Source organism: Limosilactobacillus reuteri, assembly GCF_034259105.1.
Classification (GTDB): domain Bacteria; phylum Bacillota; class Bacilli; order Lactobacillales; family Lactobacillaceae; genus Limosilactobacillus; species Limosilactobacillus reuteri_G.
In genome coordinates, this window is record NZ_CP139478.1 from 1415001 (window position 1) to 1431085 (window position 16085).

The 16085-nt window shown below is 40.8% G+C and carries 14 protein-coding genes, 2 tRNA genes and 2 rRNA genes (1 of these 18 only partly in view); 2 read left to right on the forward strand and 16 right to left on the reverse strand.

The window, feature by feature from the left end:
- The 12 genes from SH603_RS08020 to SH603_RS08075 all read right to left on the reverse strand — a co-directional run.
- Positions 1-333, reverse strand: a 23S ribosomal RNA gene (locus SH603_RS08020); it reaches 2590 nt to the left of the window's first position.
- Positions 334-492: 159 nt separating this feature from the next.
- Positions 493-565: transfer RNA gene (locus SH603_RS08025), tRNA-Ala, on the reverse strand.
- Positions 566-568: 3 nt separating this feature from the next.
- Positions 569-643 (reverse strand) — tRNA-Ile (locus tag SH603_RS08030).
- 93 nt (positions 644-736) lie between these two features.
- Positions 737-2312 (reverse strand): 16S ribosomal RNA (locus tag SH603_RS08035).
- Together the 16S and 23S rRNA genes with 2 tRNA genes alongside form the textbook arrangement of a ribosomal RNA operon.
- A gap of 409 nt (positions 2313-2721) precedes the next feature.
- The gene (locus SH603_RS08040; RefSeq protein WP_003664336.1) at positions 2722-2970 is read right to left on the reverse strand and encodes a YkuJ family protein; all 249 of its coding nucleotides are present in this window, start codon (positions 2968-2970) and stop codon (positions 2722-2724) included.
- Positions 2971-3026: 56 nt separating this feature from the next.
- Positions 3027-4040: a lysylphosphatidylglycerol synthase transmembrane domain-containing protein gene (locus SH603_RS08045; protein WP_169473680.1), complete on the reverse strand. Its 1014-nt coding sequence runs from the start codon at positions 4038-4040 to the stop codon at positions 3027-3029.
- The gene (locus SH603_RS08050; RefSeq protein WP_169471232.1) at positions 4040-5068 is read right to left on the reverse strand and encodes a glycosyltransferase family 4 protein; all 1029 of its coding nucleotides are present in this window, start codon (positions 5066-5068) and stop codon (positions 4040-4042) included. Before SH603_RS08050 ends, SH603_RS08045 begins: the two co-directional genes overlap by 1 nt.
- Before the next feature lie 2 nt (positions 5069-5070).
- Positions 5071-6288 carry a glycosyltransferase family 4 protein gene (locus tag SH603_RS08055; protein WP_169473682.1) on the reverse strand — a complete coding sequence of 406 codons (1218 nt, stop codon included), beginning with the start codon at positions 6286-6288 and terminating at the stop codon, positions 5071-5073.
- A 251-nt stretch (positions 6289-6539) separates the two neighbouring features.
- A complete protein-coding gene (locus SH603_RS08060) occupies positions 6540-7508 on the reverse strand; it encodes an IS30 family transposase (protein ID WP_321533801.1) in 969 nt (322 codons plus the stop codon).
- A 96-nt stretch (positions 7509-7604) separates the two neighbouring features.
- A complete protein-coding gene (ptsP, locus tag SH603_RS08065) occupies positions 7605-9335 on the reverse strand; it encodes a phosphoenolpyruvate--protein phosphotransferase (RefSeq protein ID WP_321533802.1) in 1731 nt (576 codons plus the stop codon).
- Positions 9335-9601: a phosphocarrier protein HPr gene (locus SH603_RS08070; RefSeq protein WP_003664342.1), complete on the reverse strand. Its 267-nt coding sequence runs from the start codon at positions 9599-9601 to the stop codon at positions 9335-9337. The genes ptsP and SH603_RS08070 overlap by 1 nt, the downstream gene beginning before the upstream one ends.
- Positions 9602-9722: 121 nt before the next feature.
- Positions 9723-9908: a hypothetical protein gene (locus SH603_RS08075; RefSeq protein WP_003674706.1), complete on the reverse strand. Its 186-nt coding sequence runs from the start codon at positions 9906-9908 to the stop codon at positions 9723-9725.
- A gap of 276 nt (positions 9909-10184) precedes the next feature.
- Here SH603_RS08075 and SH603_RS08080 point away from each other — a divergent pair, with 276 nt between their 5' ends.
- Positions 10185-12389, forward strand: coding sequence for an ATP-dependent Clp protease ATP-binding subunit (locus SH603_RS08080; RefSeq protein WP_321533803.1), 2205 nt, complete (start codon positions 10185-10187; stop codon positions 12387-12389).
- Between the two features lie 52 nt (positions 12390-12441).
- Here SH603_RS08080 and SH603_RS08085 read toward each other — a convergent pair whose 3' ends face one another.
- Positions 12442-13050 carry an ECF transporter S component gene (locus tag SH603_RS08085; RefSeq protein ID WP_169472902.1) on the reverse strand — a complete coding sequence of 203 codons (609 nt, stop codon included), beginning with the start codon at positions 13048-13050 and terminating at the stop codon, positions 12442-12444.
- Positions 13051-13199: 149 nt separating this feature from the next.
- Here SH603_RS08085 and SH603_RS08090 point away from each other — a divergent pair, with 149 nt between their 5' ends.
- Positions 13200-13925 (forward strand): MucBP domain-containing protein, encoded by a 726-nt coding sequence (locus tag SH603_RS08090; protein WP_003668586.1) that lies wholly within the window; start codon positions 13200-13202, stop codon positions 13923-13925.
- 130 nt (positions 13926-14055) lie between these two features.
- On the opposite strand, the gene SH603_RS08095 is transcribed toward SH603_RS08090, so the two are convergent.
- From SH603_RS08095 to SH603_RS08105, 3 genes are read right to left on the reverse strand one after another with little or no spacing between them, the layout of a single operon-like run.
- Positions 14056-14742, reverse strand: a complete 687-nt coding sequence (locus tag SH603_RS08095) for a hypothetical protein (protein WP_169472900.1) — start codon at positions 14740-14742, stop codon at positions 14056-14058.
- Entirely contained in the window at positions 14742-15608 is an 867-nt protein-coding gene (locus SH603_RS08100; protein ID WP_113897417.1) for an ATP-binding cassette domain-containing protein, read from the reverse strand. Before SH603_RS08100 ends, SH603_RS08095 begins: the two co-directional genes overlap by 1 nt.
- A complete protein-coding gene (locus tag SH603_RS08105) occupies positions 15586-15969 on the reverse strand; it encodes a GntR family transcriptional regulator (RefSeq protein ID WP_169472899.1) in 384 nt (127 codons plus the stop codon). Before SH603_RS08105 ends, SH603_RS08100 begins: the two co-directional genes overlap by 23 nt.
- Positions 15970-16085: the final 116 nt, after the last annotated feature.

The following is a 16085-nucleotide window of genomic DNA, read 5'->3' on the forward strand; positions in this document are numbered from 1 at the left end:
GTCGCACTTTGGTAACTCTAATGTTCAGTCCTACAACCCCAACAAGCAAGCTTGTTGGTTTGGGCTCTTCCCTTTTCGCTCGCCGCTACTCAGGGAATCGATGTTTCTTTCTCTTCCTGCAGCTACTAAGATGTTTCAGTTCACTGCGTCTACCTCTTGCTAGCTATGTATTCACTAGTCAAGTAATCAGCGACTAAGCTGATTGGGTTGCCCCATTCGGAAATCTCCGGATCAAAGCGTACTTACCGCTCCCCGAAGCATATCGGTGTTAGTCCCGTCCTTCATCGGCTCCTAGTACCAAGGCATTCACCATGCGCCCTTCATAACTTAACCTAAACAATCAAAGATTGTCTGATTAATTGAGTTAGCGATTATAATTCGTTAATTAAAACTCAAATAACGCGGTGTTCTCGGTTTATTGTTTTGTTAATAAAGAAATTAGATAGTATTTAGTTTTCAAAGTACAAACTCTATCAACCTTCCGGTTGATAATGGAGAATAACGGAATCGAACCGATGACCTCCTGCTTGCAAAGCAGGTGCTCTCCCAGCTGAGCTAATTCCCCATATGGGCCTAAATGGACTTGAACCATCGACCTCACGCTTATCAGGCGTGCGCTCTAAACCAGCTGAGCTATAGGCCCAAATAAGCGTCTTATAGGTTAAAGTTTTAAGAGGTAAACCTCTCAAAACTAAACAAAGTTTCTTCGATGTGTAGGTTCCGTTTTATTCCTTAGAAAGGAGGTGATCCAGCCGCAGGTTCTCCTACGGCTACCTTGTTACGACTTCACCCCAGTCATCTGTCCCGCCTTAGGCGGCTCCCTCCATAAAGGTTAGGCCACCGACTTTGGGCGTTACAAACTCCCATGGTGTGACGGGCGGTGTGTACAAGGCCCGGGAACGTATTCACCGCGGCATGCTGATCCGCGATTACTAGCGATTCCGACTTCGTGTAGGCGAGTTGCAGCCTACAGTCCGAACTGAGAACGGCTTTAAGAGATTAGCTTACTCTCGCGAGCTTGCGACTCGTTGTACCGTCCATTGTAGCACGTGTGTAGCCCAGGTCATAAGGGGCATGATGATCTGACGTCGTCCCCACCTTCCTCCGGTTTGTCACCGGCAGTCTCACTAGAGTGCCCAACTTAATGCTGGCAACTAGTAACAAGGGTTGCGCTCGTTGCGGGACTTAACCCAACATCTCACGACACGAGCTGACGACGACCATGCACCACCTGTCATTGCGTCCCCGAAGGGAACGCCTTATCTCTAAGGTTAGCGCAAGATGTCAAGACCTGGTAAGGTTCTTCGCGTAGCTTCGAATTAAACCACATGCTCCACCGCTTGTGCGGGCCCCCGTCAATTCCTTTGAGTTTCAACCTTGCGGTCGTACTCCCCAGGCGGAGTGCTTAATGCGTTAGCTTCGGCACTGAAGGGCGGAAACCCTCCAACACCTAGCACTCATCGTTTACGGCATGGACTACCAGGGTATCTAATCCTGTTCGCTACCCATGCTTTCGAGCCTCAGCGTCAGTTGCAGACCAGACAGCCGCCTTCGCCACTGGTGTTCTTCCATATATCTACGCATTCCACCGCTACACATGGAGTTCCACTGTCCTCTTCTGCACTCAAGTCGCCCGGTTTCCGATGCACTTCTTCGGTTAAGCCGAAGGCTTTCACATCAGACCTAAGCAACCGCCTGCGCTCGCTTTACGCCCAATAAATCCGGATAACGCTTGCCACCTACGTATTACCGCGGCTGCTGGCACGTAGTTAGCCGTGACTTTCTGGTTGGATACCGTCACTGCGTGAACAGTTACTCTCACGCACGTTCTTCTCCAACAACAGAGCTTTACGAGCCGAAACCCTTCTTCACTCACGCGGTGTTGCTCCATCAGGCTTGCGCCCATTGTGGAAGATTCCCTACTGCTGCCTCCCGTAGGAGTATGGACCGTGTCTCAGTTCCATTGTGGCCGATCAGTCTCTCAACTCGGCTATGCATCATCGCCTTGGTAAGCCGTTACCTTACCAACTAGCTAATGCACCGCAGGTCCATCCCAGAGTGATAGCCAAAGCCATCTTTCAAACAAAAGCCATGTGGCTTTTGTTGTTATGCGGTATTAGCATCTGTTTCCAAATGTTATCCCCCGCTCCGGGGCAGGTTACCTACGTGTTACTCACCCGTCCGCCACTCACTGGCGATCCATCGTCAATCAGGTGCAAGCACCATCAATCAGTTGGGCCAGTGCGTACGACTTGCATGTATTAGGCACACCGCCGGCGTTCATCCTGAGCCAGGATCAAACTCTCATATAAAACATATAAGAACTTGAATAGCTCTCAATTATCTTTGTTATTAAGCGAATTGACTTCGCAAATGTTTTGCTTCAAATCACATCATGATTGAAGACCCTACACATTTGATTCGTCGAAACTTTGTTCAGTTTTCAAAGGTCTACCTGTTGGTTAATTGAACAGCCGACCAACATATTAATTATAGCATACATCAAATTAGCTTGTCAAGAAGAAATTTTAATTAATTTTGAATTTCTTTTGATTGATAACTCAATCAGCAACTTTATTAATATATCATGTCATCAAGTCGATGTCAACAATTATTTTTAACTTTTTTTGTCAAACCATCTCAACAGCGCTTAACTGTTTTGACAACGATAATTACTATACATGGGTTTTTATTCCCCGTCAACTGTTTTTTCTAAAAAAATTAAAAAGTATTCTCAAGGTCATACAAACAGTTAAAAACTTCAATAGCAACTAGGTCAATATCATCAAAGCGAAAACGTTCATAAGGGCGATATCGAACGAAGATAAATTCTTCCCTACTATGGATATAAGTTACATCACATAATGGAATACCAAATTTTTCAAATGTCCGTTTCTGCCGATCTCTTGAATCATCGTTTTGCATCGCAATCAAACGTCTAATAATCACTAATAATTCTGATTCTTTCACAATGTTAATCCTCCTTCATACAAATAAAGGATCGTGCTAGCACACAATCCTTTTTTCTATCTTTTTACTTTATCAGGCTTTATAAATACAGCTACAATTCCGGCGAACATTCCGAAGTAATATGTGAGTAGTCGCCATAAGATCATTGCTAAAACCAATTTTGTATTTGAGTGAATAAAACTTGCAAAGAGAACGGAAAAACTATACTCGGCTCCCCCCGCCCCTCCTGGAATTGGAAAAAGCGAAATAATCATAAAAATTAACACGTGCAAGCTGAGCACCATCACAAAATTAATGTGGTCAATTCCAAGCGCAAGCATAATAAAGTATGGGATTGCATAGTAAAAGAATAATTGAAAAATAGTTACTACGTAAACCTTAAGCAGCTTCTTATAATCTTGCTTCATTCGGAGACTCTCTTGGTAAAAAGTATCCACTTTTTCATTTAAGACAACTTTCATGTGCTCATATCGGTTAGCTTTCATAAAAATGGCAGCTGGTTTGATAACGAGGTTCATTAGTTTCTTGGTAAAACTGTACCAATACATCACCATCAGCAATCCGACAATTACCGCTAAGTGAATCAAAAAGCCAAATATTACTAGTAATGAAAGAGCATGGAGTTTCTCCGCAATAAAATGAAAGCCAATTAACAAACTAATCAAGAAGTTAACAACAATCATTGCCTGGAATACAACAAACTTCATTAAAAGAACTGAACTTGCTAATCCCCCATCAACACCTGATTGAATCATTGCAACTAATTGCGCTGGCTGTCCCCCTGTTGAGAATGGAGTAATACCATTAAATAGTTGTTCAATTAATGGTAATCGTAATGCATCCTTCCAGGTAAAGCCATCGTGACGATCATTCATAAATATCTTTACGACAACCGCTTCTAAGCCTAAATATAAACAAATACAGCCAAGTGCAACGAGCATCCATCCCCAATTAATGGCAGAAACATCCTGTAACAATAGGTGGATGTTTGAGTTACGTAATGAATAGCCGAGGATTCCAACTCCAATAATTAGCATTATGCTTAATACTAACCAATTTCGCCAGCTCACTAAGCATCCCCCTTTTGCGCTTGTTCCTGATAAAACTTAGTCCAAACATCTGCCAAATGTTCTTTTGAGTACTCCTTAGCAGCTCGTTGGGCCTGATTTTGCCAATGTGCCAGTCGTGCAGGATCATTGCGTAATAACGTCAACTTCATTTGCATCTCATTGACATCTTTAGCAGGTTCATAATCCCCTTCAATAATAGAATGATAAAGGTCAAGATCGCGCAACATTACTGGTGTCCCACAGCTAAAAGCTTCCAAGACAGACATCGGAAATAGTTCATTATATGAAGGTAAAAGAAATAGGTCGGCAAGATTATTCAGTTCAGCAATCTTATCCCGTGAAACGATTCCCGTAAAATGTAAATTAGCTGGTGGATTATCTACCACCTTTTTTAATTCACTATAGCCATCTGTTAAACGGCCAAAAGAAAATCCGCCAGCCCAAAAAAACTCAACGTCCGGATTTTGGCGAGCAAGACGAATAAAGTCTGGAACCCCTTTTCGTTCTTGAACCTGGCCGCTTCCTAATACCACAAATTTATCGGCAGCAATCCCATATTTTTTTTGGAGAGCAGTTCGCTTAACAGCCGAATATGGATGGAAACGATCATTATCAACAAAGTTAGGAATATAGGTAATCTTTTTTTCAGGAATCCCATATGCTACTAACTGCTTGATAAAAGATGGATTTACAACTACTAACTGATCCATTCGTTTATAAAAGGCAATAATATAATGATAAAAAAGCCCGCGAAACGGTTGCGGGATTGTCAGGCTTCCTTCTAGCGTCTCAGGAAGAAAATGCACATAGCCAATCTTTCGGCCCCGCTTTTTTGAAAAAGTTGACAGGTAAAAAAGAGGGTCGATTGTGTGATAATGACTGATCTGACTCTTCCCATAACGGTTGATTTCAATTTCAAATTTGTCACTGCACTGGTTGCGCAACAAGTTAATTAATTCAAGATAGGCGCTTCCTACTCCTTGTCCCGCAACCTTATCTGCAGATGAAAACATTGTTATTTTAATCATCATTAGCTCCTTGGGCGGTGAAAAAGACGATGCGATTTTTTAGCTTGATTAAGTTCATCATGGACAGCCATATCTTTTTGACAATCCTGGTAGAACTGAACAACCTTTTCAACAAAGACTTCTGCTGAGATTTCATGTAGCTTTTGCTGCCGTCTCAACCTTGATTCTGAGTTTTTTGGTTGGTTAAGGTAAAACAAGACACCCTTAACCAAGTCGACCCGCTTTTGAAAGCTAATGCCAATCGCTGGATCATCAATCAATTGGTCAGTATATTCACTACGCATAACCACAATTGGCAAATCCGAGGCAAGGGCTTCATCATAAGTCAGTCCTTGTGATTCAGAATCGGAGGCTGAAACAAAAACATCTGCCATCTGGTAATAATGGTAAACTTCATCATTTGAAATCTCACCAGCGAAACTAACATTGTCATTAAGCTGCATTTCACGAACTTGACGCTCCAGAGTATGTCTTGCGGGACCATCCCCAACAATCAGCAGCTGTGCATCAGGCTTGTGAGCAAGAATATCCGGCATTGCTTCTATCAGTGAGTGGATATTCTTTTCATACGCTAAACGACTAAGTGAAAGTAAAACTGGGGTCTCTTCACCATAGCCTAACTTTGCCCTTAAATTAGCTATTTCTTCTGCTGAATCGCGTTTACTATATACCCGTAAATTAATCCCAGTCGGAATAACACGAATTGGTGATTCTACATGATAACTGGTTAACGTATCCAAAACACGATCACTTGGAGCAATAATCCCAGAAATATTTTTTAAATAAAGATGAGCAAGCCGGGCAACATCATTCGGCTTAAGAATATGGCCATTCGCAATATAGTGGAGATAATCCTGATACATCGTATGGTAAGTATGGAGACAAGGAATATGCAAATACTTGGCAACCGTCTTTCCCATAACTCCAAGCGCAAATTCAGTTTGATTATGAACTATATCTAATTGGAACTTTTTAGCAAGCTTGATAGCCCGAAATACGCCGCGCACCGCAATGCGACGATCAGAAAACGAAACAAAGGGAATGCTTGCAAAGCGGTATATCCCATTTTCAACGTCATCATGTTTCGCCTTAGGATCAGTTGTCGTAAAAATATATACATGATGTCCCTGAGCAATCAATTCATCACGAAGCGTCTTAATCGAAGTCGCCACGCCACTCACCTGAGGGAAATATGTATCTGTAAAAATACCAATATTCAACCTAACTGCTCCTTTTTCATCATAAGTTTTCTAGATAATAATTAGTCATAACTGCTATTATACTAAAGCATTCACTGAACCGCAAAACAGATTTAGGTTATTTTAAATCTTCCTTCTAATAGCGACAAGACTCAGAAAGGCTGATTAAAATTTCTTTACAAAATCTTTTAATAGCGAGAATAAAAAATAACCCTCTTGACGTAGTAAATAATCAAGAAAGTTATATTCATTTCCTGAAATGTCAATTTAAATTAGAAAAAAGGTGAAAGTTGTTCTTCTGTGACATGACTCAAGAATACTTCTAATGGTGTACGATAATTAAGAAATTTTCGTGGGATATTGTTGCGACGATGCATTAGCTGAGTGACTAGTTCGTCTGGTAAATCGCGAAAATCTAGCTTTTTACTAAGACCATCACGACGCAAGAGGCCGTTATTATTTTCGTTTAGCCCTCGTTGATTGGGAGCACCGACTTCCGCAAAATAGGTGTGAAGATCATACTTATTGGCTATTTCTCGCCATCCAGCAAATTCTTTCCCGTTATCAAAAGTAATTGATTTAACAAAGTGACGTGGCAGTTTAGCGAGCCATTGATCAAGCTGGCAATTCACTGCTTCGTCTGTTTTATGATGAATATTAAGGACAATCATTACTTTGGATTGTCGCTCTACTAGCGTCATTACCGCTCCGCGGTGAGCTTTACCTTGAACTGTATCAGCTTCAAAGTGCCCAAATTCATGTTGGTAATGCGGAAAATCACGATATCGTTGATAGATACTGCATCCTAATTGGCCAGCTTTACCACGATGTTCCACATAGCCATTGGGATGGCGTTTTCCTTTCATCGGTAGCTGTTTAACGGAAAAGCCATACTGATTGCGGGCAAACATGCGATAAAGGGTGCGCATACTGCAGCTAATTGGGTGTTCATGACGACCAATAATAGTATCAGGAGTCCAACCTGCCTTGATTTGCGCATGGATATAGTTAACTTCGATAGTTGGCAGTTGGGTCTGCTTCCGACCACAACGACGCTTATGTCGCTGATAAGTCTGAAGATATTGGTCGATGGTTTTACCGTCGTTGAGGAAACGATAAACACGATAGATGGTTTCTTGACTACGCTGAAGTAATTTAGCAGCCCGATAAGCTTTAGTACCTTGATACCAAAAATCAGCTATGAGAGTTAATTCACGTGTGGTAAGATGTTTATAGGTCATTTGTGATTGCCTTTCTTTTGATTAGGGATATTCAAAAGAAAGGCAATCACAAATGGCTTTTTACTTTTTCTAACTTAATTTTACAAACGACGTTTATTAAAGTTTTACCTGCGGAACATACTTTTCCACTAATTTTTGGACCGCCGTGGCAGTTTCAGCATGAATCGCCCGATGAACTAATGGTTGTAATTTGCGCGTATTCAACTGGTTAATTAAAGAGCGAACACGTAAAATCTGACTACTGCTCATTGAAAATTCATCAAGCCCCATTGCCATTAATAGAGGAACCGCATAAGGATTATTAGCCATCTCTCCACACATTCCGACCCACTTGCCTTCAGCATGCGCAGCTTCAAACACTTGCCGCACCATCCGTAAAACTGCTGGGTGAAGTTCTTGATATAGGTATGCTACTTGCTGATTTCCGCGATCAACAGCGAATAGGTACTGAATAAGGTCATTACTGCCAATGCTAAAAAAATCAACATACTTTGCAAAATGTTCAGCCATAACCGCAACTGCCGGAATCTCTAACATCATGCCGACTTCAATATTTTTAGCAACTTGAATACCTGCTTGCTCAAGCTTTTCTTTTTCATCGTCAAGAATTGCGCGCGCTGCTTGGAACTCTTCAATCGTTGCAATCATCGGAAACATAATGGCCAACCGTCCATAAACTGATGCACGAAGGAGGGCCCGCAATTGGGGACGCAATATTTCTGGGCGTGCTAACCCGATCCTAATGGCACGAAAACCTAGGTAAGGATTATCCTCATGAGGGAGAGCAACCATCCCCAGTTTTTTATCCCCACCAATATCAAGTGTTCGTGCGACTACCCGCTGTTCACTCATCGCCGAAACAAACCTTTTGTAAGCATTAAATTGTTGCTCTTCTGTTGGCAATTCATCCTTACTCATATAGAGGAATTCTGTTCTTAAAAGGCCAATCCCCTCGGCGCCATCTTCTTGAGCATCAATAACGTCAGCAAATGTTCCGACATTAGCTCCCACTTCAAATCGGCGCCCATCAGCACTCACGGTTTGCTTATCTTTTAACGCACCCCACTTTTGCTGCTCCTGGATAAATTTACCAGCTAACAAACGATAATGCTCAACCTCTTCATTCGTTGGATTGACAATCACTTTGCCATGAATCCCATCAACAATCAGCAAGTTGCCATCATGAATGATCGTAGTAGCATTCTTGACGCCAACGACAGCTGGTAACGAAAGGGTCTTACTCATAATCGTAAAATGAGAAGTCCGCCCTCCATTAGTTGTAACAATCCCCGCAACATATCGCTTATCAAACTGAGCAGTATCAGTAGGTGTAATATTATTAGCAACAAAGATCGCACGGTGGTCTAAAATTCCTGGGTCTGGTAAGGAAACATTCAATAGGTGACTCAAGACTCGTTTGGTCACATCACGCAAGGCGGTTGCCCGCGCATATAAATACTCATTATCGTTCTTGCGTTCAAAAACACTTAAATAATAATCTTCAACGCGTTTAACAGCCCACTCCGCAGTATCATGATGGCTATTAATACGGTCAATAATCTTCTTTTGTAAAGTCGGATCGTCTAAAATCGCAATCTGGGTATCAATAATCGTCACTGCCCGTTGACCTAGCAACTCATGGGCATGCTTAGATAAATGCTGAAGTTCGGTCTTGCTTAACGCAAAAGAATCATGAAGCCGGGCGACCTCATGATTCTCATCAGCTGTATGCTGTTTTTTTATAGATAGATCTGACTCTACTAACAGGTGTGCCGGAGCAATCGTAATACCACTACTAGCGGCAAGTCCGGTTAGTAGTATAGACATTAGTCAGTCAATCCTTCCTTCTTCATAGTTTCAGCAACGGTGTCCAAAGCTTCTTTTTCGTCGTCACCATTAGCAGTAATAGTAACCTTAGCATTTTGACCAACACCAAGGGACATTACACCCATGATTGACTTCAAGTTTACACTCTTACCTTCGTATGAAAGAGTAATGTCAGATGAAAACTTTGAAGCAGCTTGTACCAAAATAGTAGCTGGACGAGCATGAATACCAGTTTCAGAAGTAATTGTAAATTCACGTTTTTCCATATTAATCAGTCTCCTTCGAGCAGATATAATTAATTTATTATCAGTAGCTTTACCACTGATACACCTCGATAATTACATTTTAGCAATTGTAAGCGTTAAATACAAGGCTACATCTTGCGATTTATCGCTCTCTTAATTGATAAATAATTTTACCGCCTCGCTGCGCTTCGCCTTCAATTTGCGAACGGTATGCATATGAGTGAAAAATCGGTTGGAATTGCTGAAAATTCTCGGGGGTAATTACAAAATGATCAATCTTTTTATTTCGTAAATCATCCAACAATTGTTCAAAATTTTCTTCTGCCATTCAATCACCTCAACATAAAATTCTACCTTCTTATTATACACGAAATTACGATTACCCTTCTATTTTAGCATTCATGGCTAAAGAGTGCTAAAATCAAAGTGAGCTGTTTTCGGTATTCCTAAGTAACCTAGCTATACGGGAAAGATCGCTCTTTATTTAAGAAAATATTTAAGTTTTATAGCTTGCTTTGCGATAAAAAGTAAGTATAATATTAATCAATGGTCAAGAAAGGTCAAAAAATTCTTGATGAAACTATTTAGGAGGTATTAGATTCAGATGCAATGTCAATACTGTCATCAAAATCCAGCCACGATTCATCTTCAAATGAATTTTAATGGACAACGGATTCAAATAGACCTCTGCCAAAATTGTTATCAAAAATTACAAAATCTACAAACAGATATGATGAATGGAGGTAACGGAATGAATAATTTCGGTTTTGGAAGCCTCGAAGACTTCATGAACGCAATGAACAATATGCAAAGTCAAGCGGCCGGTGCTAATGGTCAAAACATGAACGGCCAATCCCAACGACAAGGTGGCGGCCGAAATGGAAAAGGCATCCTTGGTCAATATGGGATCAACCTTACTGATCTCGCTCGCCAAGGTAAAATTGACCCAGTCATCGGGCGCGACAATGAAATTAAACGAGTTATTGAAATTTTAAATCGTCGAACCAAGAATAACCCAGTCTTGATTGGTGAAGCTGGGGTTGGTAAGACCGCAGTTGTTGAAGGCTTAGCTCAAGCAATCGTTAGCGGCCAAGTTCCCGAAAAGCTTGCTAACAAGGAAATTATCCGGCTCGATGTTGTTTCCTTAGTTCAAGGTACAGGAATTCGGGGCCAATTTGAAAAGCGGATGCAACAATTAATGGAAGAAGTTCGTAAGAATAAGAACATTATCCTCTTTATTGACGAAATTCACGAAATCATGGGCGCGGGAAATGCTGAAGGCGGGATGGACGCTGGAAATGTCCTTAAACCCGCCCTCGCCCGTGGTGACTTCCAATTAGTTGGTGCTACTACCCTTAATGAATACCGGAAGATCGAAAAGGATGCAGCCCTTGCACGGCGGTTCCAACCAGTTGAAGTTGATGAACCATCCGTTGAAGAAACAATCCGCATTTTAAACGGAATTAAAAATCGTTATCAAGATTACCATCATGTTAAATACACAGATGACGCAATTGTTGCAGCTGCTAAACTTTCTGACCGCTACATTCAAGATCGTTACTTGCCCGACAAAGCTATCGACCTACTTGATGAAGCGGGATCAAAGAAGAACTTAACGCTTAAAAATGTGGATCCAAACGCAATCGAAAATGAAATCCACACAGCTGAAGCACACAAGCAACAAGCAGCTGATAACCAAGACTATGAAAAAGCAGCTTTCTACCGCGATCAAGTTGCTAAGCTTGAAAGGGCAAAGAAGGAAGCCGAAGAAAACCATACTGAAGATTCTGCAACTGTTACCGTTAAGGATATGCAGAGAATCGTTGAAGAACGGACAAATATTCCAGTTGGTGACCTGCAAAAGCAAGAAGAAAATCAACTTCGCGACCTTGATAAGAAGCTTGATGAACATGTTATTGGTCAAACCCAAGCAGTGGATAAGGTTGCCCGTGCCATTCGTCGTAACCGGATTGGTTTGAACAAGTCTGGCCGTCCAATTGGTAGTTTCCTCTTTGTTGGTCCTACGGGGGTTGGTAAGACTGAAACCGCTAAGCAACTTGCCCTCCAATTATTTGGTTCTAAGGATGCCATGATTCGGTTCGATATGTCTGAATACATGGACAAGACCTCTACTTCTAAATTAATCGGGGCTGCTCCTGGTTATGTTGGTTACGAAGAAGCTGGTCAGTTGACTGAACAAGTACGGCGGCACCCTTATAGCTTAATCTTACTTGATGAAGTTGAAAAGGCGCATCCAGATGTTATGCACATGTTCTTACAAATTCTTGATGATGGTCGTCTAACTGATTCTCAAGGACGCACTGTTAGCTTCAAGGATACAATCATTATCATGACATCTAATGCCGGAACTGGGGATTCAGAAGCAAGTGTTGGTTTTGGTGCTGAGTCTAATGGTAGTACTCATTCCATCATTGATAAGTTGACAAACTACTTCAAGCCAGAATTCTTAAACCGGTTTGATGACATTGTTCAATTCAATGCTCTTTCTAAAGATGACTTGATGAAGATTGTTAGCCTAATGATTGACGATGTTAACAACATGCTTGCCGATAAAAACTTACACATCGAAGGCACTAACAATGTTGAAGAAAAATTAGTTGACATGGGATTTGATCCAAAGATGGGTGCTCGTCCTCTTCGTCGAGTAATCCAAGAACAAATCGAAGACCGGATTGCTGATTACGTTCTTGGTCACAGTGACGTTCATAAGTTAGTTGCTAAACTTAATGATAATGGTGACATCGTTGTCGAAGAAACTGAAGAAGTACCAACAATTGCTAAAAAATAATTGAGTATAAAAAACGAGGCTGAAAAATTCAGCCTCGTTTTTTATACTGCGCTCAATTTACTTCCAAGCGACGGCGGACCTCCAATACCGGAAGAGCAACCATTGGGACAATAATAATCGCCAATATCAATTCTGCGAGCCCATTAGTCGCCATGACTGTTTCTAAAGCAATTAATAAATGATTAACATTTACCCCATAAGTTTGCGCAACTGCTGGAGTACGATAAAATAGATAAATAAAGCCTAATACCAAGCCAGTATTAGTAAGGGTTCCTACTATTGCAGCACTTACCGCGGCGATATATTTTGCTTTGACCAAACGACACATAAGAATAAAAGTATATCCTGCTAAAATCCCAATCATAATGCGCGGGACAACGGAAACAAGCGGGTTAACAAAAACTAAGGGAGCCAGCGGACTACTTGGTGCCACAAATGCCCGCACCCAAGTCAGGAGCCCCCAAATACCACCAATAATTGCGCCATCAACGGGACCCAACACAATTGCCGCAATAATGACTGTTACATGAAGGGTCGTAATACCAAGCGGCCCCAGCGGAATGTTGCCAAAAAATGGGACAAAATCTTGTAAGAGAATAATTGCGATAAAGATTGCTAATGTCGTATTGTGCCTAATTTGTTGGTGCCGAGTTTTTGCCATTTTTCTTCTCCTAAATAAATTTGAATAGGCTTATTGTAATAAAAAAATCACCTATTCGCAATTCTCAAGAGAAATATGGTCGTTCTTTATCGTGTCAGCTACTAAAAAGCGCTATAATAATAGAGAATTAAGGTTACGGAGTGTTAATAATGATTGACAAGTTTAAAACAGGAAATCCTATCTGGGTTTACTATAATGATATTGATTCAGGAGCAAACCTTACCGTCCCGCAATTATTACGCGGATTCATCGGTCAAGAATACCAAATTGAACAAAAGCAATTTCCTAATTACCGATATGTAAAAACTGAAGGTGAAACTAAGGGAACATTTGATATGCGGCAACGAATTGTACACCTTTTTTATCGGAAACAGAATTGGGGAGAGGTCCAATCGATTGAAATGTACCTCCACCTCGATGCTCCTACACAGGTATTTGATACAGCTGGTGGAATGCCAGTCGGTGCCCCTCTCCCTGCTGATATTACAGTTAAATCCTTCCACCGGGTTGCGACTAAGAATGGTCAGTTTTGGTACGAAATTGGCGCTGACCAATGGATTAAGTATGATCAAATGCACGTTGTTGACAATCCATTCAACCAGGATATCCGGAAAGAAAAATCAAAACTCATTAATAATTTAACGGTAATTCCCTTGAAGAATGTGCAGGCCAAAGTTGATTATCTCCATAATAAGTCAATCAATGTTTACGATGCGCCTTATGGAAATAAAGTGGCAGAGATTCCAAATGGGGAAACAATTACCCTAATTGGAAAATTAAACGATAATGATGAGATTACCTGGTACCAAGTGGGTCGCAAGAAATATATTACTAGCAACTACATTCAAATTGAATATCCAGAAGATGATGAATAAAAAAGCGAGAGGTTGAGAAAAAGCAAAAAGTTTTTTCTCAACCTCTCCTATTTTTACAACCAATAGCAAGATAATGTGGAACTAGCTTCGCATCACCACAAAGCTCAAGGCTAATTCTTACTCACTTTTATTAATCCCGCCGTAATTGAATTTTATTATTAAAGAATCGTGCTAAAGCATAGACGATGATTAAGTAAATAACTAAGATTACCCAACCGGTAACGTTTGAGATTATGATTGATTTAAAGACGCCACTAGCAGAAAGCGCTGGGATTAAGCCAACCAGTGAATAGGCTAACATCATCAATAATACTAAGCACGCCATGGGAAGCCCAATTCCTACAATCCATTTCCACCGACGATTTAATAAGGCAAAACCATTACCAATTGCCATCATCGTTAAAGAAAGACCGAAATACCATAAAAGACTATGCCAAGCAGAAGCAAGATCAAATGGCGTATTCATTAAGCCCACCAGTTGGGCAATAAACCAAACTACTAATGTCATTAGGAAAAGAGATAAAATCCGCCCTTGCCATAGTGTTTTACGAGAAATACCGTTTTGAATTGCCCATTTAAAGTCAGTATAAGGAGTTACAAGGAAAATCGCCATTAAAAGCACGCTTAAGATTGATGAAGCAATACCTGGAAGGGCTTGGAGACTAACCAAGAAAGATTCAAGGTTGTGTGAAATAATTAATCCAAATAGGTAAGTTATCAATGCTATTCCCAACCCCCAACCTAAGGCAATCCCAGTAGCATCGCCAGCTTGTTGAAACATGGTTGAAATAACGAGGCTTCTCTTTTGATTTTTCATTAGTATTCTCCCCCATTCGTTAAGTAAATGAATAAATGCTGCAAATCATAATGGCCAATCTTAACTTGATCAGGAATCACACGCTGTTCATCTAAGCGATCAAGTAAGTAGGCCGTCTTAATATTACCCATCATCTCTGTTTTAAGAATTTTTAAGCCTGCAGTATACTCATCAACCATTTTTTCCGGACCACTAATTGCATAAGCCTTGGCTAATAAACTTTCTGTATCTTCATTAATAATGATGTGGTGTTGGTCCATGATTAGAACATGTTCGACTAATTGTTGAATTTCTTCAATTAAGTGGGTTGATAAGACAAAAGTTCGTGGTCGTTCTTGATAAGTCTTAACTAATTCTTTATAGAAGCTATCACGGTGATTAGCATCTAAACCTAAAATCGGTTCATCTAATAGGACATAATCGGCATTGACTGCTAAGGCGACGATTAGCTTGGAGGCCGTCCGTTGCCCCGTCGATAAGTTAGTAATCTTCATCCGGTCATTCAAGCCGAATACCTTGAGGAGACGGTTGGCTAAGTCATAGTCAAAGTTATTATAAGCGGCATCGGCCAAGTCAAAGGTTTGACTTATCTTCATGTGACGCGGATAAAGATTAACTTCACTCATCAAAAAGATCTTGCTGAGGAGGTCATCATTGTTATTAACGTCTTCATTGCCAATTTGCACTTCCCCACTCGTTGGAAAAATCCGGTTGCTCATAATATTAAGAAGAGTCGTCTTCCCAGCCCCATTCCGGCCAAGAAGACCATAAATTTTAGCAGGTTCTAGGGTAAATGAAATATTATCCAATACTGTTTGGCGACGATACTTTTTAACAATGTTTTTAACTATTAATTGATCCATCATTTTCACCTCGTTCGATTAAGTCTAATAAATGCTGCTTGGTAATCCCGAGCTTACCCGCTTCAACTAGCAAACTCTTTACATAGTCGTTATAAAAACTTTCTTTACGTTGTTCCATAATTTTTTGTTGTGCACCTTTTTTTACAAACATCCCTAGTCCACGTCGCTTTTCTAAGAGGTCTTTATTAACTAAAATATTCATCCCCTTAAGGACTGTCGCAGGATTGATATGCAATTGCTGAGAAAGCTGGGTCGTTGATGGTACCTGCGAACCTTCATCAAAGCCTCTAGAGAAAATCATCTCTTCAAGCTGGTCGGCAATTTGCTGATAAAGCGGCGTCGAATCATTAAAGTCGAAATTCATAAGTGCACCTCCTTTTCGTTTAACACTTCATTACTTATGTAACTAAGTATATATGAAAACGAGAGATTTGGCAAGAGGGTAAAAGAAAAAACTTCCTGCTCGGCTGAGGAGGAAGT